14 protein-coding genes and 1 pseudogene are annotated in these 22,147 nt (G+C 61.3%); 8 read left to right on the forward strand and 7 right to left on the reverse strand.

Features of this window, described 5'->3' with window-relative positions; all coding sequences use genetic code 11:
- Positions 1-120: 120 nt before the first annotated feature.
- From HGP14_RS15830 to HGP14_RS15845, 4 genes are all read right to left on the reverse strand, one after another.
- Complete coding sequence (locus tag HGP14_RS15830; protein ID WP_168830815.1) at positions 121-3,291, reverse strand: efflux RND transporter permease subunit; 3,171 nt, start codon at positions 3,289-3,291, stop codon at positions 121-123.
- Positions 3,288-4,724, reverse strand: a complete 1,437-nt coding sequence (locus HGP14_RS15835) for an efflux RND transporter periplasmic adaptor subunit (protein ID WP_205927177.1) — start codon at positions 4,722-4,724, stop codon at positions 3,288-3,290. The genes HGP14_RS15830 and HGP14_RS15835 overlap by 4 nt, the downstream gene beginning before the upstream one ends.
- The gene (locus HGP14_RS15840) at positions 4,721-5,137 is read right to left on the reverse strand and encodes a FixH family protein (RefSeq protein WP_205927178.1); all 417 of its coding nucleotides are present in this window, start codon (positions 5,135-5,137) and stop codon (positions 4,721-4,723) included. The genes HGP14_RS15835 and HGP14_RS15840 overlap by 4 nt, the downstream gene beginning before the upstream one ends.
- 109 nt (positions 5,138-5,246) lie before the next feature.
- Positions 5,247-5,630, reverse strand: coding sequence for a hypothetical protein (locus HGP14_RS15845; protein ID WP_168830816.1), 384 nt, complete (start codon positions 5,628-5,630; stop codon positions 5,247-5,249).
- A gap of 1,665 nt (positions 5,631-7,295) precedes the next feature.
- Here HGP14_RS15845 and paoA point away from each other — a divergent pair.
- The 3 genes from paoA to paoC are packed head-to-tail and all read left to right on the forward strand — an operon-like array spanning position 7,296 to position 11,082.
- Complete coding sequence (paoA, locus tag HGP14_RS15850; RefSeq protein WP_168830817.1) at positions 7,296-7,934, forward strand: aldehyde dehydrogenase iron-sulfur subunit PaoA; 639 nt, start codon at positions 7,296-7,298, stop codon at positions 7,932-7,934.
- Positions 7,931-8,881, forward strand: coding sequence for a xanthine dehydrogenase family protein subunit M (locus HGP14_RS15855; protein ID WP_168830818.1), 951 nt, complete (start codon positions 7,931-7,933; stop codon positions 8,879-8,881). Before paoA ends, HGP14_RS15855 begins: the two co-directional genes overlap by 4 nt.
- A 2-nt stretch (positions 8,882-8,883) precedes the next feature.
- Positions 8,884-11,082, forward strand: coding sequence for an aldehyde oxidoreductase molybdenum-binding subunit PaoC (gene paoC / locus HGP14_RS15860; RefSeq protein ID WP_168830819.1), 2,199 nt, complete (start codon positions 8,884-8,886; stop codon positions 11,080-11,082).
- 231 nt (positions 11,083-11,313) lie between these two features.
- Here paoC and HGP14_RS35515 read toward each other — a convergent pair whose 3' ends face one another.
- The gene (locus HGP14_RS35515) at positions 11,314-11,496 is read right to left on the reverse strand and encodes a DNA cytosine methyltransferase (protein ID WP_246704465.1); all 183 of its coding nucleotides are present in this window, start codon (positions 11,494-11,496) and stop codon (positions 11,314-11,316) included.
- Here HGP14_RS35515 and HGP14_RS15870 point away from each other — a divergent pair.
- A complete protein-coding gene (locus tag HGP14_RS15870; RefSeq protein ID WP_246704466.1) occupies positions 11,444-11,608 on the forward strand; it encodes an AraC family transcriptional regulator in 165 nt (54 codons plus the stop codon). The genes HGP14_RS35515 and HGP14_RS15870 overlap by 53 nt on opposite strands.
- A 200-nt stretch (positions 11,609-11,808) precedes the next feature.
- On the opposite strand, the gene HGP14_RS15875 is transcribed toward HGP14_RS15870, so the two are convergent.
- Positions 11,809-12,873: a glycosyltransferase family 2 protein gene (locus HGP14_RS15875; RefSeq protein WP_168830821.1), complete on the reverse strand. Its 1,065-nt coding sequence runs from the start codon at positions 12,871-12,873 to the stop codon at positions 11,809-11,811.
- A 223-nt stretch (positions 12,874-13,096) separates the two neighbouring features.
- Here HGP14_RS15875 and HGP14_RS15880 point away from each other — a divergent pair.
- Positions 13,097-13,363, forward strand: a pseudogene (locus tag HGP14_RS15880) (ATP-binding protein); the annotation flags it as partial.
- A 656-nt stretch (positions 13,364-14,019) separates the two neighbouring features.
- On the opposite strand, the gene HGP14_RS15885 reads toward HGP14_RS15880, so the two are convergent.
- On the reverse strand, positions 14,020-14,388 hold the full coding sequence (locus HGP14_RS15885) for a hypothetical protein (RefSeq protein ID WP_168830822.1): 369 nt from the start codon (positions 14,386-14,388) through the stop codon (positions 14,020-14,022).
- A gap of 339 nt (positions 14,389-14,727) precedes the next feature.
- Between HGP14_RS15885 and HGP14_RS35240 the strand changes: the two genes are divergently transcribed.
- The 3 genes from HGP14_RS35240 (at position 14,728) to HGP14_RS15900 (ending at position 22,098) form a co-directional block, all read left to right on the forward strand.
- Entirely contained in the window at positions 14,728-14,937 is a 210-nt protein-coding gene (locus tag HGP14_RS35240) for a hypothetical protein (protein WP_205927179.1), read from the forward strand.
- A gap of 977 nt (positions 14,938-15,914) precedes the next feature.
- Positions 15,915-16,109 (forward strand): hypothetical protein, encoded by a 195-nt coding sequence (locus HGP14_RS15895; RefSeq protein ID WP_168830823.1) that lies wholly within the window; start codon positions 15,915-15,917, stop codon positions 16,107-16,109.
- 826 nt (positions 16,110-16,935) lie between these two features.
- Positions 16,936-22,098: a DUF4082 domain-containing protein gene (locus HGP14_RS15900; protein ID WP_168830824.1), complete on the forward strand. Its 5,163-nt coding sequence runs from the start codon at positions 16,936-16,938 to the stop codon at positions 22,096-22,098.
- Positions 22,099-22,147 lie beyond the last annotated feature (49 nt).

The raw sequence follows: 22,147 nt of genomic DNA on the forward strand, positions 1-22,147 counted from the left end.
CAGATACTTGACCAGCGCCGCAATCGCCAGAACGACGAGGATGATGCCGAGCAGACCCGCAAGGCCCATCCCCCACATCATGCCGCCGCCCATCATGTCGTTCATCATCGCATGCTCCTTTCATTCGGCCGCCTCGAGACTGCGCTCGTCTTCCTCGACGAACCCGCTCGCTGCAGATGCAGCCGGTAGCCGCCATCCCTTGACGCGGCCATAGACGGCCGGGATGACGATCAGCGTCAGCAGTGTCGAGGATACCATGCCGCCGATCATCGGCACGGCGATGCGCTGCATGATCTCCGAGCCGGTGCCCGTTCGCCAGAGGATCGGGACGAGGCCGGCCATGATGGCGACAACCGTCATCATCTTCGGCCGGACGCGTTCGACCGCGCCGACCATGATGGCCCGATTGAGGTCCAACTTCGAGAAGGAGCGGCCTTCCTTCGCGCAGGCTGCGCGCTGCTCCTTCATGGCGTGGTCGAGATAGATCAGCATGATCACTCCCGTCTCGGCCGCCACGCCCGCAAGCGCGATGAAGCCGACGGCAACCGCCACCGAGGCGTTGAAGCCCATCCACCACATCAGCCAGATGCCGCCGACGAGTGCGAAGGGCAGCGACAGCATGACGATCATCGTCTCGGTCAGCGCCTTGAAGTTCAGGTAGAGCAGCAGAAAGATCAGCGCCAGCGTCAGAGGAACGACGATGGCGAGCCGCGCCTCAGCCCGTTGCAAATACTCGAACTGGCCGCTCCAGGCGACAGAGTAGCCGGGCGGCAACTTCACGGCTTTTGCCACGGCCTGCTGTGCCTCGGCGACATAGCCACCGAGATCTCGGCCAGCGATGTCGACATAGACATAGACGGCAAGCTGGCCGTTTTCGGTGCGGACCGTCGTCGCACCACGGGTGAGCTTGACGTCGGCCACCGCGCCGAGCGGAACGGTTCCGCCGCCCGGCAGTGAGATCTGGACGTCTCGAGCGATCGACTGCGGGTCGCTTCGGAAGGCTCTCGGGTAGCGGACGGCCACGCCGTAGCGTTCGCGCCCTTCGACGGTCGAGGTCACGACCTCGGAACCCAGCGCCATGCCGACCACATCCTGGACATCCTTGATCGTCAATCCGTAGCGGCCGAGCGCGGTGCGGTCCGGCACGATGTCGAGGTAGTAGCCGCCGATCACCCGTTCCGCATAGGCGCTCGACGTCCTGGGAACCGTCTTCAGCACGCTCTCGATCTGGCGGGCGATTTTCTCCATCTCGCCGAGATCGGTGCCGTAGACCTTCACGCCCACAGGCGTCCTGATCCCGGTCGACAGCATGTCGATGCGGCCGCGGATCGGCATGGTCCAGGCGTTGGAGACGCCGGGGAACTGTAGCGCCGCGTCCATCTCCTGCTTGAGGCTGTCGATGGTCACGCCCGGCCGCCATGCGGACTTCGGCTTTAGCTGGATGATCGTCTCGAACATCTCCGTCGGTGCCGGATCGGTGGCCGTCAGGGCGCGCCCTGCCTTGCCGAACACGCTCTGCACTTCCGGAAAGGACTTGATGATACGGTCCTGCGTCTGCATCAGTTCGGCCGCCTTGGTGACCGAGATGCCGGGAAGCGTCGTCGGCATGTACATCAGCGTGCCCTCGTCGAGATTGGGCATGAACTCGCTGCCGATGTGCTGCGCCGGCCAGACGGTCGCCGCCAGGATGGCGACGGCGGCGAGGATCGTCAGCGTCTTCACCTTCAGCACCCCTGAGATGACAGGACGGTAGAGCCAGATGAGGATACGGTTCACCGGGTTCTTCCGCTCGGGAACGATATGTCCCCGGACGAAGAGAACCATCAGCGCGGGAACCAGCGTCACCGACAGCAGTGCTGCAGCTGCCATCGAGAAGGTCTTGGTAAAGGCGAGCGGACTGAACAGGCGGCCTTCCTGCGATTCCAGCGTGAAGATCGGCAGGAACGAGACGGTGATGATCAACAGGCTGAAGAACAGCGCCGGACCGACCTCGCTTGCGGCCTCGACCAGAATTTCCACCCGTGGCTTGCGGGGCGGCGCCCGTTCCAGATGCTTGTGGGCATTCTCGATCATGACGATCGCCGCGTCGATCATCGCGCCGATGGCGATGGCGATGCCGCCGAGGCTCATGATGTTGGCGCCAAGACCGAGCAGCCGCATCGCGATGAAGGCGATGAGGATGCCGATCGGCAGCATGACGATGGCGACGAGCGCGCTTCGGACATGCAGGAGGAAGGCGACCGTCACCAGCGCGACGACGATGGATTCCTCCATCAGCGTTCCCTTCAGGGTCTCGATCGCCGCCTCGATCAGAGTCGATCTGTCGTAGACAGGCACGACCTCCGTACCCGGCGGCAGGCTGCCCTTGATGGAGTCCATGCTCTTCTTGGCATTGTCGATGACAGTCAGCGCGTTTGCTCCGAAGCGCTGCAACACGATGCCGCCCGCTACCTCGCCCTCGCCATTGAGCTCGGTGATGCCGCGCCGCTCGTCCGGAACGAGTTCCACCCTGGCGACGTCGCCGAGGCGCAACGGCACGCCGTTCTGGCTCTTCAGGACGATATTCTCGATGTCGGGAATGCCCTTCAGGTAGCCGCGACCGCGCACCATGAACTCGAACTCGGACAGCTCGAGAGTCCGACCGCCAACATCTGTGTTGCTGGCGCGCACAGCGTTGGCGACATCGTTGAGCGAGACGCCCTGCGCCTTCAGGCGGACGGGGTCGACGACGATCGAATACTGCTTCACGAAGCCGCCGACGCTCGCGACCTCGGCGACGCCTTCGGACTTCGACACGCCGAAACGCACGACCCAGTCCTGCAGCGACCGCAGCTCGGCAAGCGACAGTTCCTTGGCGACGAGGGCATACTCGTAGACCCAGCCGACGCCCGTGGCATCGGGGCCGAGCGTCGGGGTGATGCCCTGCGGCAGGCGGCTCGACGCCGCGTTGAGATATTCGAGAACGCGGCTGCGCGCCCAGTAGGGGTCGGTGCCGTCGTCGAAGATCACATAGACGAAGGAGACGCCGAAGAAGGAGAAGCCGCGCACGACCTTCGACTTGGGAACGGTCAGCATCGAGGTGGTCAACGGATAGGTGACCTGGTCCTCGACCACCTGCGGGGCCTGACCGGGATATTCGGTGTAGACGATGACCTGGACGTCGGAGAGGTCGGGGATGGCGTCGAGCGACAGGGAGCGCAGCGCGTAGACCCCGCCCGCCACGGCGAGCGCCGCGCCGACGAAGGTCAGGACGAGGTTGTGGGCGGACCAGGAGATGACGCGCGAGATCATGGCTTGGCCTCCTCGGTCATCGCGCTGAGGGCGGAGTTCAGGTTGCTTTCGGCGTCGATCAGGAAGTTGGCCGAGACGACGACCTTGTCGCCGACCGCGACGCCCTGCCGGATCTCCGTATTGTCGTCACCGCGGACACCGAGCTTGACGTCCTTCGGTTCGAACCGTCCGTCCCCCTTGTCGATGAACACGACCTGACGGTCGCCGGTGTCGACGACGGCGCTGTTGGGAACCGAGACGACGGGGCTGGGAGCACCGGCCTCTATCTCGACGTCGGCATACATGTTGGAAAGCAGGACGCCGCCAGGATTGGGAAGCTCGATGCGGACCTTCGTCGTCCGCGTCTGCGTGTCCACCTCCGGATAGACGAGGTCGACAGTGCCGTGGAAGGTCCGGCCGGGCAGACTGCGGACTGTAATCTCGGCATTCGCGCCGATACGGACCGAGGCCAGATGGTATTCGGGAACGTCGGCGGTCACCCACATGTCGGAGGTGTCGGCGATACGAAACAGAACGTCGCCGGGCTTGGCCATCATGCCTGCGATCGCCGCGCGTCCGAGGACGATGCCGTCGCGTGGCGCGGTGTAGGTCATGCTCGTCGGCACCTGGCGAGTCCGGGCGATGCCGTCGATCAGGTCCTGTGGCACGCCGAGGTTCTTCAGGCGTAGCGCCGATCCGGCGTCGTCGTTGCCGCGCGAGCCGTCGCGGCCGACGGCGTATTCCGAGGCGGCGGTGGCGATCTCCTTGGAATAGAAACGGAAGAGCTTCTCGCCCTTGCCGATATGGTCGCCCGTGGTGACGTTGGCGACGTCGTCGACGAAGGAATCCGTCCGCATCGAGATGATGCTGACAAGGCGCTCGTCGAGCGTCACAGTACCCGGAACGCGCACCTTGCGGCTGATGCTCGCCATCTCGGCCGAGGCTGTCTTCACGCCGGTGCGCTGCAGCTTGCTGAGCGAGACCTTGACGGTCGAGGCGTCGGACTGCTCGCCCTCGTAGACGGGAATGTAGTCCATGCCCATCGAATCCTTCTTCGACACCTTCGACGTGTCCGGCAGGCCCATCGGATTCCGGTAGTAGAGGATGCGTCCCTTGTCGGTCTCCCCAGTCGGCGTCACATCAGCCGTCTTCGTCGATTCGGGAGCTTTCGCCTTGTCCTCGAAGCTCACGTCCTCGCTGGCATGCACGGCGACGAAGGAACGTCGGTCGTCTGCGTTTTTCGGCGTCGCGGAGAATCGCGGCAGCCCGTCCGGATGGCGGTAGTAGATAATCGCACCGGTCGGGACGCCCATGGGGGCGGGCGTGGCTAACGCCGTCGAAGCCAAGTCAAGACCGACCATGGAGACCACGTTGTTGGTGCCAGCCCAATAGCCTCCCCCGCCGAGCAATACGGCGAGGGAGAGCGTGGCTGCCACACGCGATGGCGTGTTCAAGGGGCCGCCTTCAGGACGAGTTCGCCTTGGACGGTATCCGGCTCGCCCTGAACCTTGGCGGCGAGCTTGAAGCGCCAGCCGCCAGCCATGGTGAAGTCGGTCTTGAAGGCGTAGACGCCAGGTTCCGTCGAGCTTGCGGCCTCGACGGGCGTTGTCATCACCTCCATGCCTTCGGGAGCCATGTCCATGCGGGTGGTGAAGATGACGGCGTCGGGAACGGGCTTGCCCGTCCGCTTGTCGATCAGGCGGACGGCGACCAATGATCCCTGGCCCTGCTTGACCTCGGTCGACACCGGCTGGAATTCGTAGTCCTGCGCGGCTGCGAAGGATACGGTGGCGGAGCCGGCGACCAGGCTGCCGGCGAGGAGCATCGCTCCGGAAAAAGAAGTCTTGTTCATGATATCCGATCTCATCGGGACGGATCCTTGATCACGTCCTCGGGTCAAAATTGATGTGCCATAGGATCACGGGCGCGCGGGCGTGCTGCGTGAAACGCGGGCGTGTTTCAAAGATGAATTGAGATCAGGCTTTCGGAGGTCGGGCCGGAGGCTCGAGGAACGCGGACATCAGTTGCGACGCGGAAATCGGACCGTAGCTGTGGGGCAGCCATGAGATGGCGAACGACCAGCCATGGATATCGGGTGCAGGGGCGGAAATCGATGTCGTGCAGACCAGGGACAGCGGGCAGTCCTTTGCGCAGTCGGTGGTCTTGACGGGCTGCTGTTCCGGGCAGCAGGGCATCTCCTCCGTCATCTTCATGCCGGGCATGGAACCCATGTCGGCGGTCATCGCCGGCAGTGAGAATGCCATGGCGCTGCCTGCGAGCCCGATGCTTGCGGGGGCGACGAGGACCGCGAGCATCGCGACGAACAGGAACAGACGATGGACGGTCCTGGGGAGAGTCATGCAATGATACTGGCATGGCGCTGGTGCAATTGGAAGGCAGGTCACGGCGATGTGTTGTCGAGGTGCCTCCTTTTCTCTCTGGATCCAATCACGAGAAACAGGCGCTCTTTTCGGACTCGTGCAGAAACAAAGGCTAAGTTAACTTCCGCAGCCTTTTTCAGTGGCATTTCAGTTCACGGGTATGGCGGGCTTAGTTCACGGGTATGGGGTGTTCAACAGCGGCAGCCGATATTGCGAAAGCTTTGCGAACAAAGTTCGAGGTCACAGGATTCGAGTGCCGCTCCGCGGTGAGCTAAGGAGACGTCGACTGCCCGTATCCGTTCGATTCCGGAAGCACCCCATGTGAAGCGACGCGCTGAGCGCAGATGTCCGGAACTCTTGAGGGGCCATATCATTTCTCTAGCGAGCGCGGGCCGTGTTAACCGGACGCGACAGGGATGGCGAACATGGCGGTTTTCCGGTTTCTCGCCATGGCCAACGAACCGGCGCACGAGCGCCCAACCTGTCCGGCACCGCCTCGACTTTTAGGATTTAGTTGACGATCTCAGCTCGGAGTGTCAGCAGCACTGGCTGCGATGTGCCGGGGAACCGCGCGCCCGCGACACGCCAACTTTTTTGATCTGCCAGCCGAGCCGCACTCGGAAGCCCACGCCCCGCGAGTCAGACCGAGCGCACCTTTTGTGCATCTCGACCGCACCAACTCCTTCTTGTGGCTTTGATTTTATTAGTTTTTTCGATGTTCGACGAATCCCGGAGTGAGCCCATTTCGGGCCTCAGCGCGCATCCAGCCCGAATGTGAAATCAAGCTGCAAACGGGTCCACAGACCCAATCCTTTCTTTCACGCTGCGTCGGGCTGGGTAGGTTCGTAGGCCAACGGATTCCGGACTTCTGTTTTCCTAGTCGAATATATGCTCGTCTTCGGCCTGCCACGGTGGCTTGGCTCAAGAAATATCTCTGATACCAATCCCCAACTTATCCTTTATCGATAAATCTCGAAAACCCGTAGCGTCTCGCGATCGACATCCGTCCGAAGGAATTCCGGACGATCATAAAGCATGATCAGGTTTGGGTGCGACATCGGCCATGCAAATCGAGAGGCTTCGGAAGGAGGTCACCGAAAGGAGATATGCCCTAGAGGTCGTCAAAGAAGCTGCCAGGGCGTGGTCGACCGAATGGGAAACCCTCTGCGGTGGATGCTGGCTTCGCGAACTCGGTCAAGCTCCAAATGTCGGCGCCGTTGCAGAGATCCTGAGTGTTCTCGAACGGTTAGCCGGCGGCTTTTTCGCATCTCCCGCGACAGCGCGATCCGGTCGATCGGGAGTCGGACGCTCGCGGCGGCTATCGCGCTATGGGCCTACAGTCCTGTTCCGAAATGGCGTTCGGGTCAAAGCTGATGCTGTCCTACACGCTCGACATGTGGGACTTCAACGAGTCCGTGATCGGCTTTTTCTTGAACTGGGCCTCGATAATCGGACTTTCCGCCTGCGTCAGTGACTACGGACTTCTCGCAGTGCGCGCTCACGCAGCCAACACTTATTTATGAATGGCATCGATAAGGCCATGCGGCAGATGGCACTTAATCATTGCTGTTGAAGGCCCTATGTCAGGAAACAACTTGTTTGCATTTCGCCTTAGCTCACCCCACGCCACCGAAGGGAGCCGACATGTCGACTTACAACCAACTGGAACTTTCTCGCCGAGAGCTTCTTATATCCTCCGCCGCTACGGTCGTGGTCACGGGGACCGCTGCAAGTAGCGCGGCTGCCCAGCCAGCGGGAGACGATATGAAATTCACGACGCCTGTGGCGTTCACCGTTAACGGTGAACGGCGGGAACTGGAAGTCGACAACAGGACGACGCTCCTCGACGCCTTGAGGGAACACCTGCATCTCACTGGGACCAAAAAGGGCTGCGACCACGGCCAATGTGGAGCCTGCACCGTCATAGTCGACGGTCACAGGATCAACTCCTGCCTGACGCTCGCTGTCATGCACGGGGGTGACGAGATCACCACGATCGAAGGTCTCGGGCAGCCCGGTAATCTTCACCCGATGCAGGCGGCCTTCGTCAAGCATGACGGCTTCCAGTGCGGCTACTGCACGCCCGGCCAGATCTGTTCCTCAATTGCTGTTCTCGAAGAGATCAAGGCGGACATTCCGAGCCATGTCACCGCCGACCTGACAGGCCCGGCGAAGCTCACCGCCGCCGAAGTCCGCGAACGCATGAGCGGCAACATCTGTCGCTGCGGGGCCTACTCCAACATCCTGGACGCCATCTCGGAAGTCGGAGGGTTCGAAGTATGAGAGCCTTTACCTACGAACGTGCCACCTCCGTTGAAGGGGCTGCAAAAGCGGCCGCGTCCAATCCTGCCGCAAAATTCATCGCGGGGGGCACCAATCTTCTCGACCTGATGAAGCTCGAGATCGAACGGCCGGCCCACCTGATCGACGTCAACGGGCTCGGCCTCGACAGGATCGAACCGACCAAGGAGGGCGGTCTCCGCATCGGTGCCCTAGTCAGAAACACGGCGCTTGCCGCGCACGAGACGGTGCGCCGCGACTACGGCCTCCTATCACGTGCCCTGGTCGCAGGTGCGTCCGGCCAGCTTCGCAACAAGGCGACGGCCGCCGGAAACCTATTGCAGCGGACACGCTGTCCGTACTTCTACGATCCGAACCAGCCGTGCAACAAGCGTCAGCCAGGCAGCGGCTGCTCGGCAATCGGCGGCTTCACCCGACAGCACGCGGTGGTTGGAACGAGCGACGCCTGCATCGCCACACATCCGAGTGACATGGCGATCGCCATGCGGACGCTCGACGCAGTGGTAGAGACCATCAAGGCGGACGGGACGACACGCTCGATCCCGATTGCCGATTTTCATCGTCTTCCCGGAGAGACCCCACATATCGAGACCGTTCTCGAAGCTGGCGAGTTCATCACCACTGTCGTCCTTCCACCGCCGATCGGCGGCAAACACATCTACAGGAAGGTAAGAGACCGCGCGTCCTACGCCTTTGCCCTCGTGTCGGTTGGGGCGGTCATCCATCCCGATGGTACGGGCCGTGTCGCTGTCGGCGGCGTCGCCCATAAGCCCTGGCGCGTCGAAGAGGCTGACGGAAAACTTCCGCAGGGCACCAAGGCTGCAATCGCCGTCCTGATGGCAGACGCCCGTCCGACCGAGCAGAACCGCTTCAAGGTCGACCTCGTCGAGCGCACACTCGGGGCTGTCATCGCGGAGGCAAGGGGGTAATCATGCAGTTCGACAAGCCAGCAACGACCAACCCGATCGACCAGCTCAAGATGGTGGGTAAACCGATCCATCGCATCGACGGCCAACTCAAGACCACTGGCCGGGCGATGTATGCCTACGAATGGCATGACCAGAACACGCCCTATGTCTATGGCTACCCTGTCGGGGCTGCCATCGCCAAAGGTAGGGTGAAGTCGATCGACGCGTCCAACGCGAAGAAGTCGACTGGGGTGCTCGCGGTTGTCACGACCCTCGACGTCGGCAACCTGGAGAAGGGCAAGTTCAATACCGCCAAACTGTTCGGCGGCGCCGAGATCCAACACTACCACCAGGCCATCGCCGTCGTTGTCGCGCAGACATTCGAACAGGCCCGCGCAGCCGCGGCGCTGGTCAAGGTGGACTACGAAGAAGAAGCGGGCATTTTCGATCTTCGGGCAGCGATGGCGTCCGCCGCAAAGCCGGACGAATCCACTGAGCCTGACACCGCCGTCGGCGATTTCGAGGCAGCCTTTAAGTCAGCACCCGTTACCCTGAACGAGAGTTACACAACACCGGACCAGTCTCACTCGATGATGGAGCCGCATGCGTCCATCGCCGTCTGGGACGGTGACGAGGTGACAGTCTGGACGTCGAGCCAGATGATCGACTGGTGGCGGACCGATCTGGCGACGACGCTCGGGATCGAGAAGGAGAAGGTCCACCTGATGTCGCCTTTTATCGGCGGAGGCTTCGGCGGCAAGCTCTTCCTACGTGCCGACGCCGTTCTTGCAGCCTTCGGTTCGAAGGCGGTTGGCCGTCCGGTCAAGGTCGCGCTCCCGCGTCCCTTTGTGCCGAACAACACGACCCATCGTCCGGCGACGATCCAGCGCATCCGCGTCGGTGCCGAGCGCGACGGCAAGATTACGGCGATCGCTCACGAGAGTTGGTCGGGCGATCTTCCAGGAGGCGGGCCGGAGACGGCGGTCAACCAGACGCGGCTTCTCTACGCGGGCGCCAACCGCATGACAGCCATGCGGCTTGCGACGCTTGATCTTCCGGAAGGAAATGCGATGCGCGCGCCGGGCGAAGCACCAGGGCTGATGGCGCTGGAGATCGCTATCGACGAGATGGCCGAAAAGGTGGGGATGGACCCCATCCAGTTCCGTATCGTCAACGACACGCAGGTGGATCCGGAACATCCGGAGCGTCCATTTTCCCAACGCAACCTTAATGGTTGCCTTACCCTCGGCGCCGAGCGGTTCGGTTGGAGTGAGAGGCCGAAAACGGCATCGCGCAGGGAGGGTAACTGGCTGGTCGGCATGGGCGTTGCGGCTGCCTTCCGCAACAACCTCGTGATTCCGTCGGGCGCTCGTGTGAAGCTCGACCGCGAGGGCGTCGTCACGGTCGAAACCGACATGACGGATATCGGCACTGGCAGCTACACGATCATTGCGCAAACCGCTGCAGAGATGATGGGCGTCGGCATCGACAAAGTGGCCGTGCAGCTCGGCGACTCGCGCTTCCCGGTGTCGGCAGGATCCGGCGGCCAGTTCGGTGCGAACTCTTCGACGTCGGGCGTCTATGCGGCCTGTGTGAAGCTCCGTGAGGCAGTCGCAAGCAAGTTGGGCTTCAACTCCCAGGACGCCGTGTTCGAGAACGGGCAGGTCCGCTCCGGCAATCGGTCCGTTGCGCTCGCCGACGCCGCTGGCGACGAAGCACTCGTCGGCGAGGACACGATGAAGTGGGGCGACCTGACGAAGACGCACCAGCAGTCGACCTTCGGAGCTCACTTCGTAGAAGTCGGCGTCGACGGCGCCACGGGCGAGACGCGCATCCGCCGCATGCTGGCCGTCTGTGCAGCCGGGCGCATCCTCAACCCGATCACCGCCCGGAGCCAGGTTATCGGTGCGATGACCATGGGAGCTGGCGGGGCACTGTCGGAGGAGCTTGCCGTCGACACGCGTCGCGGCTTCTTCGTCAACCATGACTTGGCGGGGTACGAGGTGCCTGTGCATGCGGACATCCCCCATCAGGAAGTGATCTTCATGGACGAGGCTGATCCGATGTCGTCGCCGATGAAGGCCAAGGGCGTCGGCGAGCTTGGCCTCTGCGGGGTGTCTGCGGCGATCGCCAATGCGATCTATAACGCAACTGGCATCCGTGTCAGGCACTATCCGATCACGCTCGACAAGCTGATCGGCGAGCTGCCCGACGTGACGTAGTAAAGCAGATCAAATTGCGCCCGCGATGCCCTTACGGATTCGCACTCCTGCTGAAGTACAAGGAAATCGGCGCATGCAGCGATGCGCCGATTTCTTCTCCAGCTCCTTAAATCGTGAGCGGAGTGTCTATAAGATCTAAACCTGATACCTCGGTAAGCGGAGGCGCTGCGACCAATATCCGTTTGGCCGGGCGGATACTCATCATCCGCTCCCAGTCGATCTCCCATCCCTTCAACGCCGACAACATCGCCAGTCCGATCCCATCGCCTGCCCAACGGCAGGGACGACGGCATTCCCGATCTGATCGGTGACAGATCCGATGCCGCCGATGAATTCCCACGTGTCAGGGAATCCCTGGCGGATGCGCCTCGCTGCCGCGCGGCCCCGGCGCGGTCGTGAGCCGATTTCCTCCATAGCCGATTCGCTGGGCTACCTTTCCGATAGCGCGTTCAGCGCCACCTTTCGGCGGATTATGGGCGTTTCTTCGACGCAATATCGAGCCGACCACGCAAAGGACAGCCAATGAATAGCCTTGCTTCTCAGACAACAGAGCCCCGTGAACCGCAAGGCCTTGATGCCGACGGCGTAGAGAGAAGAGATCAGCGCTTGAGGCCGGAAGATCAGGGAGAGCCACACGAGCCCGGCTGGGGAATGTGGGCGCTGAATGAAGTGCGACCTGCCGATAAAAGCAGCCGAAACTCGCGTGCGTAAATTCTCCAAAGCGAGCTATCCCATGGCATGGCGGATAGTTTTCAAAAGGCGCCGCAGGGCGTTGGGCCTCGATGAGGCCACAAGCTTCCATGACAGGATGGCTTTCGCCATGTGACGAGGGAGGACGCCGACGGAAAGGAACCAGGCTGCCAGCATCGCACGGCGTCGTCGGGATGCGTTCATTTCCAGGCTGGCAACCGCGCCGGCAGTCGCCAGGGCAAACCTGGAGTCGCCGGCGACAGGGTGTTGCTGCCTGTCGATGCAAAGTGATGCCAAGCGCTCCTCCAAATGGATGGGATCATGGAGGTTGACGTCCGGCCGCACCTCCAGGCCGATCTCGGCTGCCTGATCCGACAGGGCCTCTAGCCGATGAAAGTCATGCTGTACCCGCCAGCGTGCGCGTTGGCCGAGTTGTTCTGCAAAGGCAGAATGGTTGGCGCCATGCATGCGATAAGCACCGAGGCAATCATCGATCGACGTCACGTCTCCATGTAGGGGCGCAACGGTGACCAAATATCCATCGGCCCCTTGCCTGAAATCCTTTTCCGGAATTGGCATGATGGCGTCAAGAACGGACCGTTTGAATGCCAGGCCGCTCGTGACGGTGGTCTGATAGCGGCCTTTTTGCAGCAGCTTCGGCGTGACATCGCCAGAATCGAACGGTACCTCCGGACGCGGAAACACATCCTTTTCATGCATATGCTCATCGACGATGTGCAATCTGAACTGCACCTGGGCCGTATTGTTTTCCCAGGCATCGATTACCTCAGATATCGCATTTGGATAGAGGTAATCATCGGCGTCGAGAAACATCACGATCTTACCGTGGCTCAACGCGAAGCCGGTGTTGAACGCTGCGGCATGCCCGCCATTTACTTCCCGCGGAAATGTCTTGATTCGCGGCCCATACGAGGCGACGACATTGGCCGTGTCGTCCGTCGAGGCATCATCGATGACAATGACTTCTACATTGTCGTAACTTTGCTCCAACGCGCTGTCGATGCAGCGTCCGAGAAAGCGTCCATAATTGTAGTTCGCAATAACAATGGAAACTGGAACAAGGTCTGGGCGGGAATACATCGCATTGAACCTCGCAATCTGCTTTGGTCGCGGCGAACCTTCTCATTCAGGTCCTGTGGATAAAATCCGTCCTGGCAAGCGCGGCCTTTAAGGCGAAAACGCTGCCTCACGGACATGCTGACCAACCGGTGATGAAGATCATGCTTGATCCGTTTGTACTGCCACGAGCGTCTTCAGCTTTATGGCTTTTGAATGACCGGCCACCCAGAACAGTCACATAGTGATCGCCAATCGTCTCGTCCACTCCGATCTCATGATCCTCGACGAGCTCGGATACCTGCCATTTAGCGCGTCAGGCGGCGCGCTGCTCTTCCATATGCTCAGCAAGCTTTACGAGCGCACTAGCGTCATCATCACCACCAACCTCAGCTTTAGCGAATGGGCTGGCGTCTTCGGCGACGCCAAAATGACCACCGCGCTTCTCGACCGGCTCACCCATCATTGCCACATCCTCGAAACCGGAAACGACAGCTCCGGAACCTCTAACTGAGCCACGGCAGTCAGGGAGGGAACGGGCCGAGGTCAGGGTTTCGTACATTCGCTGCCGTTGCCTTCTCAGTTCGTCGAGGGCCTCGTGCGTATCCGCATCGCTAGGCTGGCGTATGAGATCCTTGTCGAACTGCCGCTCCAACGCGCGGAGTTCGTCCGGGCTCTTCGCCATGATGAGGCGTTGCATCGGGGACGGCTTGCAATCCCGCGTGACAGGTTCAACGTGACGCTGCTCGTGAAGGCCCTTGATGAATTGCCGCACCCGCTTGACCCTGACGTCAGATCCCGCCTGAGGCTTGGGCAAGTCGATGTGATCGGCGTCGATCGCGATCGGTGTCACGCCATTGATCCCCGGATCGGACGACGACTCGTCGACGACACGCAGCCCACTTGTCGGCCGGTCTTCCGCCAAAACCATGATGCGCAGGTCGAGATCAACAACCTTGTTCCGGAACCATCGGTTCAGATCCAGCAGAGTGTCATTGTTGCGCGTCAGCTCGGCGATCGCGCCGCTGCGCCGATAGATTTTTCCGAGGGCGCTGACATAGTTGGCCATGGATGCGCCGGAATGCGGCGTCCCCATGAAGACAATGCCCTTGGTGTCAGCGGAGACGAATCTGTATTCCGGCGAATCCAGGCTTGTCCGGATCATCTGCTTTACAAGCAGGCCGCCATAGCTGTGGCAGATGAAAATGATCGGTCGTCCGTCGGAAGGTGATCCGCAAGCGAAGCGGACACGTTGATCGCGCGGTTGTAGATCGACATCGCGCCGCCGCCCCAGTTCGACGATGCAAGCCGATAGCCGACAGTCAGAATTTTCAGACCGGGTTCGAGTTCGACGAGCCACTCCTTCCAGGTCTCGCCATTCAAGCGATCAAATTGCCATGTCGTGCGCGCGTCCCCGTTGAGACCGTGCACGAAGACGACCGTAGCACTGGGTTCGCCCGCGGGCGTGGCTATGTCATGGACGACCGTCGGCTGCGGGTCGCTCGTCACGCGTGATTTCAGCCACGACAGAACGCCCATGTCGATCGCCCCCTGGCTGAGTAGAGCGCAAACTCCAACGCAACTCAAGAGGCGTAAGCACGAAGCTAAAAGGGGCCAATTGCAGGCCTCAGGCTTGAGGCAGCCCGGAGCACCGATTATAGAATATGTAGCCTGGCTAAGCTGCGCTCGTCCTCGCGCAAAAATGGTGCAGGAGAACTTAATCAGGGCGGCCCGACGGCCTTATACGATCCTCCATTCAACGCAATTCTTCAAGTTCATGAGCGGCCTGATCGACATGGCGGCAGATGCCGACGGCATCTGGCTTCCTTCCGCGTCCGTGCGGCCCGTAGCCGACGACGTCGCGGAGGTGGCCACCGAGTGGAACTTGCCGGTCCGGACCGGTTCGCATTCGACGAAATCGCTCGCATGCTCATCGCAGCAAACGACGACCCGCGCCAGGTCATCACGGACGACCGCGCGCGATATTATGGCGTCGAACTGAACGACGACACATTGCTGCCGAGAAACCTCGCCCACATTGGTCCCATGCGGATCGTAGACTGGCTGAACCGGTCTATGGCCAGCTAATCTTGGCCGGCAAACGCTCGAGCCGCGACCGGTTTCCCGCCGCACGCAGATTTGAGGCAAGCGACGGTGACCGCAATGGGCCGCTGTCGCGAGGCGACGTCCCCTTCGCGCCCCCGAATCCGTCATTCAGGCTGCCTATCAGGCATGCCAATAGCAGTCATTAATCTACAAGATATTCAAACGTGCCCTGCCGAATTGGTCGAACGATCATCCAGCTCTTGAGGAGAAGAACGGAAGAAATGGCACGATCGGTTGCAACGGAAACCCACTGCTAATGTGACGCATGTCAGCAAAATCTGCGCAGCGAACGTATAGCAGACCTTGGGCCTGATCTCGATCCACGGCAAACTCGGCATTGTTGCCCTGTGGGTCTCAGAAACAATAAACGAACTCTGTGGCGACGCTGATCGACGGTGTTGGGAATGAATTGCGGTATCTTGATCATTGGCTCGCTGTTTTGGGACGACGGAACTGACGGCGGGCGGCAGCATTGGCGGGACAACCGGCTCGACGTTTCCAGGGCAGTCCCAGTTCGCGTCCCGATCGACTAAGGCCGGAAATCCTTGAGCCGATTGAACACATTCACGATGGTTTTACGAGCGCATGGTCAAGCAGGCACGGGTCTGCTCGTGCCATGCCGGCACGAGGTGCTTACGATCGAGGACCTTGTCGCAGAGGCGTCGGCACTCTGGAAAGCCGAAGCACCCAAAGCCGAAACGGACGCGCTAGGTTCTGACTGGGGCAGCGTCGGGATCCTCTTTCGCGAAGGCGTTGCGGACGGAAGTCTCGCTCAATCGTGGCAGGACCACTTCCGCAAGGCGGGAAGAACGTCGCTCTCGGTCGTACGCGAGGACGGATCCCTGGATATACCCTGGCCAACTTGAGAGGGTGGCGCTGCGGCGGATTTCGACCTGATCCTCGCGACAGCAACGCTTCCCGAAGAAATCGCACCCACGCCAGAGGCTGTTGCCAAAGCCATGCTGGGCCAGACCGGCGGCCACGAGAACTACTTTCTAAACAATGTCCTGCACGGCATCAGAACGGCATCGGATGATGAGATTTTCACCGTAGTCGAACGCCAGAGCCCGAACTGGATTTCCGCCGATAGATATCAGGACGCCGTCGCGCTACTGAGACGAACAACAACAGGACTGAACCCGGCCAAAGGCTAACCCAGCCTCTAGGATTCCACGAATGCGCGGATTACCCTTGCTTCGCGAGCGCGCTCGATCGTTTGCTCCAATGTCTCGTTCCAAGCCCCTGCCGGAAAGTAATCTTTGCGTTGATCGAACTCTGCTCTCGCTCCGACACGTGAAGTTGTTCGACGAGCGAAGGCCATCCTCACCGCAAGTGCCTCGGGCCGATCGCAACCCTCGCGAACTACGGAGCCCAAGGTGCTGGTCACCGTTGGCAGTTCCACCTCCGCGCCCGTTGCCGACTGTCGAGCAGAAATGAGCCGGGCCGGCAATCCCGCAAAGAAAGCCAGATCCGGTACCATCCGGAGAACAAAATGGCGGGCATCCCCGATCATCACATCCGGTTCATCGCCTTCAATCTGCTCCTGAGATCGGCGTCGGGCCGGAGATGGTGCTGCTGAAGGCCTAGGCTCATCGAACCGAAGACGTCGTTGGGATGAATTAAGAATTGTGCAAGACTTGTGAGGAGTAACATGCAATTAATGCTGCATCAAAAGTGTTTTGTGAATATCGTTACTTAAAAATGCGCGACGGAATGCAGCCGAAATCGATAAGTAAACTAAATGTACCCGATAAAGACAGTGTGGTTATCTTCTTGGCGGAGTTAAAAACCAGTTGAGTTTCTTTGTGAAAAGCTTATTTATTGTTTTACTTGATGTTCCGTTTGCTTTGCGGAGAAACTTATCGCTAAAAAGAATATCACCTGATTTAGCTCGAAATTGGTAGAATATATTCTTCTTGCTTTCGACTATAATTCCAAATCTAAGTGTTGATCGTGGCAATTTCGCGAGAGGGACATGCCATGTATCGCAGAGCTCGCTGGGGAGCTTCCCGCTCAATACTATTCGATTCGTTGATCCCCCGGTGGCTGGCCGGCCGACGGGTTAGGCCGCGCAAGACTACCTGTGGGCGCGAGGATTTTTCTCAACTTGCGTCGTCGGTGCAAACTGTGGATGGGAACAAGCATGGGTCCTCGGTTGACAGTCTCGTCAACAACTCTGCGGTCAATGAGCACGACAGTGGGCAAAGAGGCGAAGGGGCCTCCGACGCGGACGGTCAGGCCAATATCGACCACGCACTGCCGCCGTTGACCGACACTTTCGCCACGATTCCAGGAATGGGAAATCCAAGCGGTAGTTCTGCCGCGCCTCTGCTGTTCGATGGTGTACCGGATGTTGCACCTTTGACGCGGGACGTGAATCGGGTCACATCCGGAACTGTATCGTCACTCCCTGACACCCGCTTTGAGACTAGTATAAGCGACGATCCTTTGGCTTCGTTTCTGCCGCAAAGTGCCCCCACAGGGCGAGGTTCGACCACTGTGGCGGGCGAGCCCTCTGCTTCGGGCAACGTTGTAATACTAGAGTCGACTCCGTCAGCGCAGGCGACTGCGCACGTTGCCGGATCTCATTCATTAGCGTTTGGCATGCCTTTTGGTGTCTGCGGGTGCGGCTACTTTACCTCCCCGACCCGGATTCTGGATTGGGCCGAAGGCAGTGGTATGCTTCAACGGGACGGTCAATTGCCGGGGACCAGGCTGACCGAGGGACCGGACTATGTGCCGACAGTCAAGGGGACAATCGGCGCCTCGATCAGCGACCCGCTTCTGGATCGTGACTTGTCCCCTCTCTCGGGCTGGAACGGAACCGCAAGGTGGACAGAATCACCGGCCCGCAACGGACCATTGCCAGGCGGAGAGGTCGGGACGGGAAACCCTAACGCTAAGGGCATAGGCATCTTTTCCGGTTCGGTCACCAGGCCGGTGACGGCGGCACGGAGAGCCACGGCGCAAGAGCTGGCGGCCGCGGCGGCGGCCGACAATTTGATCGTGCTGGAAAACCAGAAGCAGGGCAATCCTGAAAGCGAGTGGGGGATCGACGGCGCCGGGAGCTCGAACATCGAGGGCTTCGCCACGGATATCAGCGTCGATAACGGCCAGACGGTCAGCTTCAAGATCAATACGAATTCCACCAACTATCGAATCGATATTTACCGGCTCGGCTATTACGGCGGCATGGGCGCGCGCAAGGTCGCAACCCTGCAGCACACCGGATTGCAGACACAGCCCAATCCGTTGCGCAATGCAACAACCGGCACCGTCGACGCCGGCAACTGGGCAGTCTCGGCGTCGTGGACCGTACCCGCGGACGCCGTCTCCGGCGTCTATATCGCCAAGCTCGTGCGCCAGGACGGCACCGCCGGCGAAAACCACATTCCGTTCATCGTGCGCGACGACAGCAGCCAGAGCGACATCGTCTTCCAGACCTCCGACACCACCTGGCAGGCCTATAACGGCTGGGGTGGCGCAAACTTCTATGGCGGCAACGGCCCCGCGACGGGGCAGGGGGCGGGCCGTGCCTATGCCGTCAGCTACAACCGACCCATTGCGACCCGCGGCGGGGTCGGCACCTTTGCCGGACCGCAGGACTACTTGTTCGGGGCCGAGTATGCAGGGATCTACTGGCTGGAACAGAACGGCTATGATGTTTCTTACATGGCGGGTGTCGATGCCGACCGCTTTGGAAACCTGCTCCTCAACCACACGATGTATCTGGATGTGGGGCACGATGAATACTGGTCAGGCCAGCAGCGGGCGAATGTGGAAGCTGCGCGCGACGCGGGCGTTCACCTGCAGTTCTGGAGCGGTAACGAGGTCTACTGGCGTACCCGCTGGGGCAACAGCTTCAGCAGCGATGCCACGCCCTACCGTACGCTGATTTCTTATAAGGAAACTTGGTCGCCGAGCGCCAGCATCGATCCTTCCAACGAGTGGACCGGGACGTTCCGCGACCCACGCCTCAGCCCGCCCGCCATCGGCGGCGGCAATCCGGAGAACTCGCTGACCGGGCAGTTGTTCAAGGTCGACGACGTCGGCACAAATCTTCAGTCGATTGCCGTCCCCTATGACGACGCCAATCTCCGCTTCTGGCGGAACACGAGCGTCTCCAACCTTCAGCCCGGCCAGACCGCATCGCTGACGCGGAACTATCTCGGCTACGAGTGGGACGAAGCAGTCGATAACGGTTTCGATCCTGCCGGCCTCGTCAAGCTGTCGTCGACGACGGTTCCGGTCAACAGTTATCTGCTCGACTACGGCAATACTACCGGCAGCGGCGTCTCTACCCATAACCTGACGCTCTATCGCGCGCCAAGCGGAGCGCTGGTGTTCGGTGCCGGCACCGTCTACTGGTCCTGGGGCCTGAGCGATAATCACGACAAGGAGGCGACGCCGACCGATCCGCGCGTGCAGCAGGCGATGGTCAACCTGCTCGCCGACATGGGCATCCAGCCGGGGACGCTGCAATCCGGGCTCGTCGCCGCGACTGGTTCGACCGACCAGAGCGCCCCAACCTCCGTCATTACGGTACCCGCCAATGTTGCCTCAGGGTCCACCGTGACGATCAGCGGTACCGCCACCGACGCGGGCGGCGGCGTGATCGCCGGCGTCGAGGTGTCGACCGACAACGGAGCGAGCTGGCATCCGGCGATCGGTGACGAGAACTGGACCTATACCTGGTCGCCGCAGACCGCCGGCACTTATACGATCCGCTCCCGCGCCGTCGATGACAGCATCAATCTGGAAGCGCCATCAGCCGGACGCACGGTCACCGTCACCGGGCCGAGCTTTGTCTCGCTGTTCGGGTCGGCGACACCTGCTGTCGTAAACACCAACGATACGTCAGCCGTCGAACTAGGGGTCAGATTCCAGACGTCGGTGAACGGCACCGTCAGCGGTGTCCGCTTCTACAAGGGCAGCCAGGACACCGGAACCCATACCGGCTCGCTGTGGTCGAGCACCGGCACGCGGCTTGCGACCCTCACCTTTACCAACGAGACGGCGAGTGGCTGGCAGACGGCGACTTTCTCCAGTCCGGTGACGTTGACGCCGGGGCAAACCTATACGGCTTCTTACCACACTAACACTGGCCGCTACTCCACAACCGCCAACTACTTCACCTCGAACGTGAGCAGCGGTCCTCTGACGGCACCCGCCAGCAACAACGGCGTCTACCGATACGGCAGTGCCAGCCTGTTCCCGACCAGCACATTCCAGGCGACAAACTATTGGGTCGACGTCATGTTCAACCCGTCGACCTCGGGCAACACGACGCCGACGGCGGTTGCCGACACGGGGGACGCGACCGAGAAGGGCGGTACAGCCAACGGTTCGGGCGGCGTGGTCGCCAGCGGCAACGTGCTCACCAACGACACCGATCCGGATGCCGGCGACAGCAAGACCGTCACGGCGGTCAGCTTCGGCGCGACGGCCGGCACACTCGGCACGGCACTCAACGGCACTTACGGCAGTCTCGTGCTCAATGCATCGGGCGCCTATAGCTATACCATCAACGAGAACAACGCCGCCGTGCAGGGGCTGCGGCAGTCCACCAACACGCTGAGCGATGCCTTCAGCTACACCATGCGCGACACTGCTGGCGCCACCGCCACGGCAAGTCTCACCATCACCATCCACGGCGCCAACGACGCGCCGGTGCTCGCCGCCCAGACCGCCACCCAGAACGCCACCGTCGGCACCGCCTTTTCGTTTGTGCTGCCGGCCAATACCTTCACCGATGTCGACAGCGGCGACAGCCTCACCTACGCGGCAACCGCCGCCAACGGCTCGCCGCTTCCCGCCTGGCTGACCTTCAACGGCACGACGCGGACCTTCAGCGGCACGCCGACGACAGCCGGCACGTATGGCATCAAGGTGACGGCAACCGATCTCGGCAGCCTCGCCGCCAGCGAAACCTTCAACATCGCCGTGTCAACGACACCGGGCAACACGACGCCGACGGCGGTTGCCGACACGGGGGACGCGACCGAGAAGGGCGGTACAGCCAACGGTTCGGGCGGCGTGGTCGCCAGCGGCAACGTGCTCACCAACGACACCGATCCGGATGCCGGCGACAGCAAGACCGTCACGGCGGTCAGCTTCGGCGCGACGGCGGGCACACTCGGCACGGCACTCAACGGCACTTACGGCAGTCTCGTGCTCAATGCATCGGGCGCCTATAGCTATACCATCAACGAGAACAACGCCGCCGTGCAGGGGCTGCGGCAGTCCACCAACACGCTGAGCGATGCCTTCAGCTACACCATGCGCGACACTGCTGGCGCCACCGCCACGGCAAGTCTCACCATCACCATCCACGGCGCCAACGACGCGCCGGTGCTCGCCGCCCAGACCGCCACCCAGAACGCCACCGTCGGCACCGCCTTTTCGTTTGTGCTGCCGGCCAATACCTTCACCGATGTCGACAGCGGCGACAGCCTCACCTACGCGGCAACCGCCGCCAACGGCTCGCCGCTTCCCGCCTGGCTGACCTTCAACGGCACGACGCGGACCTTCAGCGGCACGCCGACGACAGCCGGCACGTATGGCATCAAGGTGACGGCAACCGATCTCGGCAGCCTCGCCGCCAGCGAAACCTTCAACATTGCCGCATCGACAGCCGCGACGACCTACAGCCTGTTCAGCGCCTCCAACACACCGGCCCAGACGAACCTCAACGATGGTCAGCAACTCGAGGTCGGCGTCAAGTTTCAGTCGAACGTTGCCGGCGATATTACCGGCATCAAGTTCTACCGCAGCGCCAACGACAACGGACAGAACGTCGTCGACTTGTGGACCACGACAGGCACGAAGCTCGCCAGCGCCAGCTTCACCAACACCTCGGCGAGTGGCTGGCAGACGGTGAACTTTGCGACCCCTGTCACCATCGCCGCCAACACCACATATATCGCGTCGTATCACACGACCGGCACTTACGTGGCGACCGATGGCTTCTTCACCAGTCCCGTCACCAATGGCCCGCTGACGGCGCTGTCGAACGCCGCCGCCGGTGGCAACGGCGTCTATGCGTATGGCGGCTCCGCCACCACAGGTCTCTTCCCGACCAGCACCTTCGATTCAGCGAACTACTGGGCCGATGTGGTCTTCCGGCCGCAGCTCGCCGCGTGAAGCATCGAACAAGGTGTGGGACGGTTTCGGATGAGGTTAACACGAAGAA

Source organism: Rhizobium sp. P32RR-XVIII (assembly GCF_012641395.1).
GTDB lineage: Bacteria > Pseudomonadota > Alphaproteobacteria > Rhizobiales > Rhizobiaceae > Rhizobium.

Excerpts from the sequence above, each read along its gene's own strand:
- paoC (WP_168830819.1), top strand. The coding sequence starts at position 8,884 with ATGCAGTTCGACAAGCCAGCAACGACCAACCCGATCGACCAGCTCAAG.
- HGP14_RS15840 (WP_205927178.1), bottom strand. The coding sequence starts at position 5,137 with ATGAGATCGGATATCATGAACAAGACTTCTTTTTCCGGAGCGATGCTC.
- HGP14_RS15875 (WP_168830821.1), bottom strand. The coding sequence starts at position 12,873 with ATGTATTCCCGCCCAGACCTTGTTCCAGTTTCCATTGTTATTGCGAAC.
- HGP14_RS15870 (WP_246704466.1), top strand. The coding sequence starts at position 11,444 with ATGCGCCTCGCTGCCGCGCGGCCCCGGCGCGGTCGTGAGCCGATTTCC.
- HGP14_RS35515 (WP_246704465.1), bottom strand. The coding sequence starts at position 11,496 with ATGGAGGAAATCGGCTCACGACCGCGCCGGGGCCGCGCGGCAGCGAGG.
- HGP14_RS15885 (WP_168830822.1), bottom strand. The coding sequence starts at position 14,388 with ATGGGCGTTCTGTCGTGGCTGAAATCACGCGTGACGAGCGACCCGCAG.
- HGP14_RS15855 (WP_168830818.1), top strand. The coding sequence starts at position 7,931 with ATGAGAGCCTTTACCTACGAACGTGCCACCTCCGTTGAAGGGGCTGCA.
- HGP14_RS15900 (WP_168830824.1), top strand. The coding sequence starts at position 16,936 with ATGTATCGCAGAGCTCGCTGGGGAGCTTCCCGCTCAATACTATTCGAT.
- paoA (WP_168830817.1), top strand. The coding sequence starts at position 7,296 with ATGTCGACTTACAACCAACTGGAACTTTCTCGCCGAGAGCTTCTTATA.
- HGP14_RS15830 (WP_168830815.1), bottom strand. The coding sequence starts at position 3,291 with ATGATCTCGCGCGTCATCTCCTGGTCCGCCCACAACCTCGTCCTGACC.
- HGP14_RS15845 (WP_168830816.1), bottom strand. The coding sequence starts at position 5,630 with ATGACTCTCCCCAGGACCGTCCATCGTCTGTTCCTGTTCGTCGCGATG.
- HGP14_RS15895 (WP_168830823.1), top strand. The coding sequence starts at position 15,915 with ATGCTGGGCCAGACCGGCGGCCACGAGAACTACTTTCTAAACAATGTC.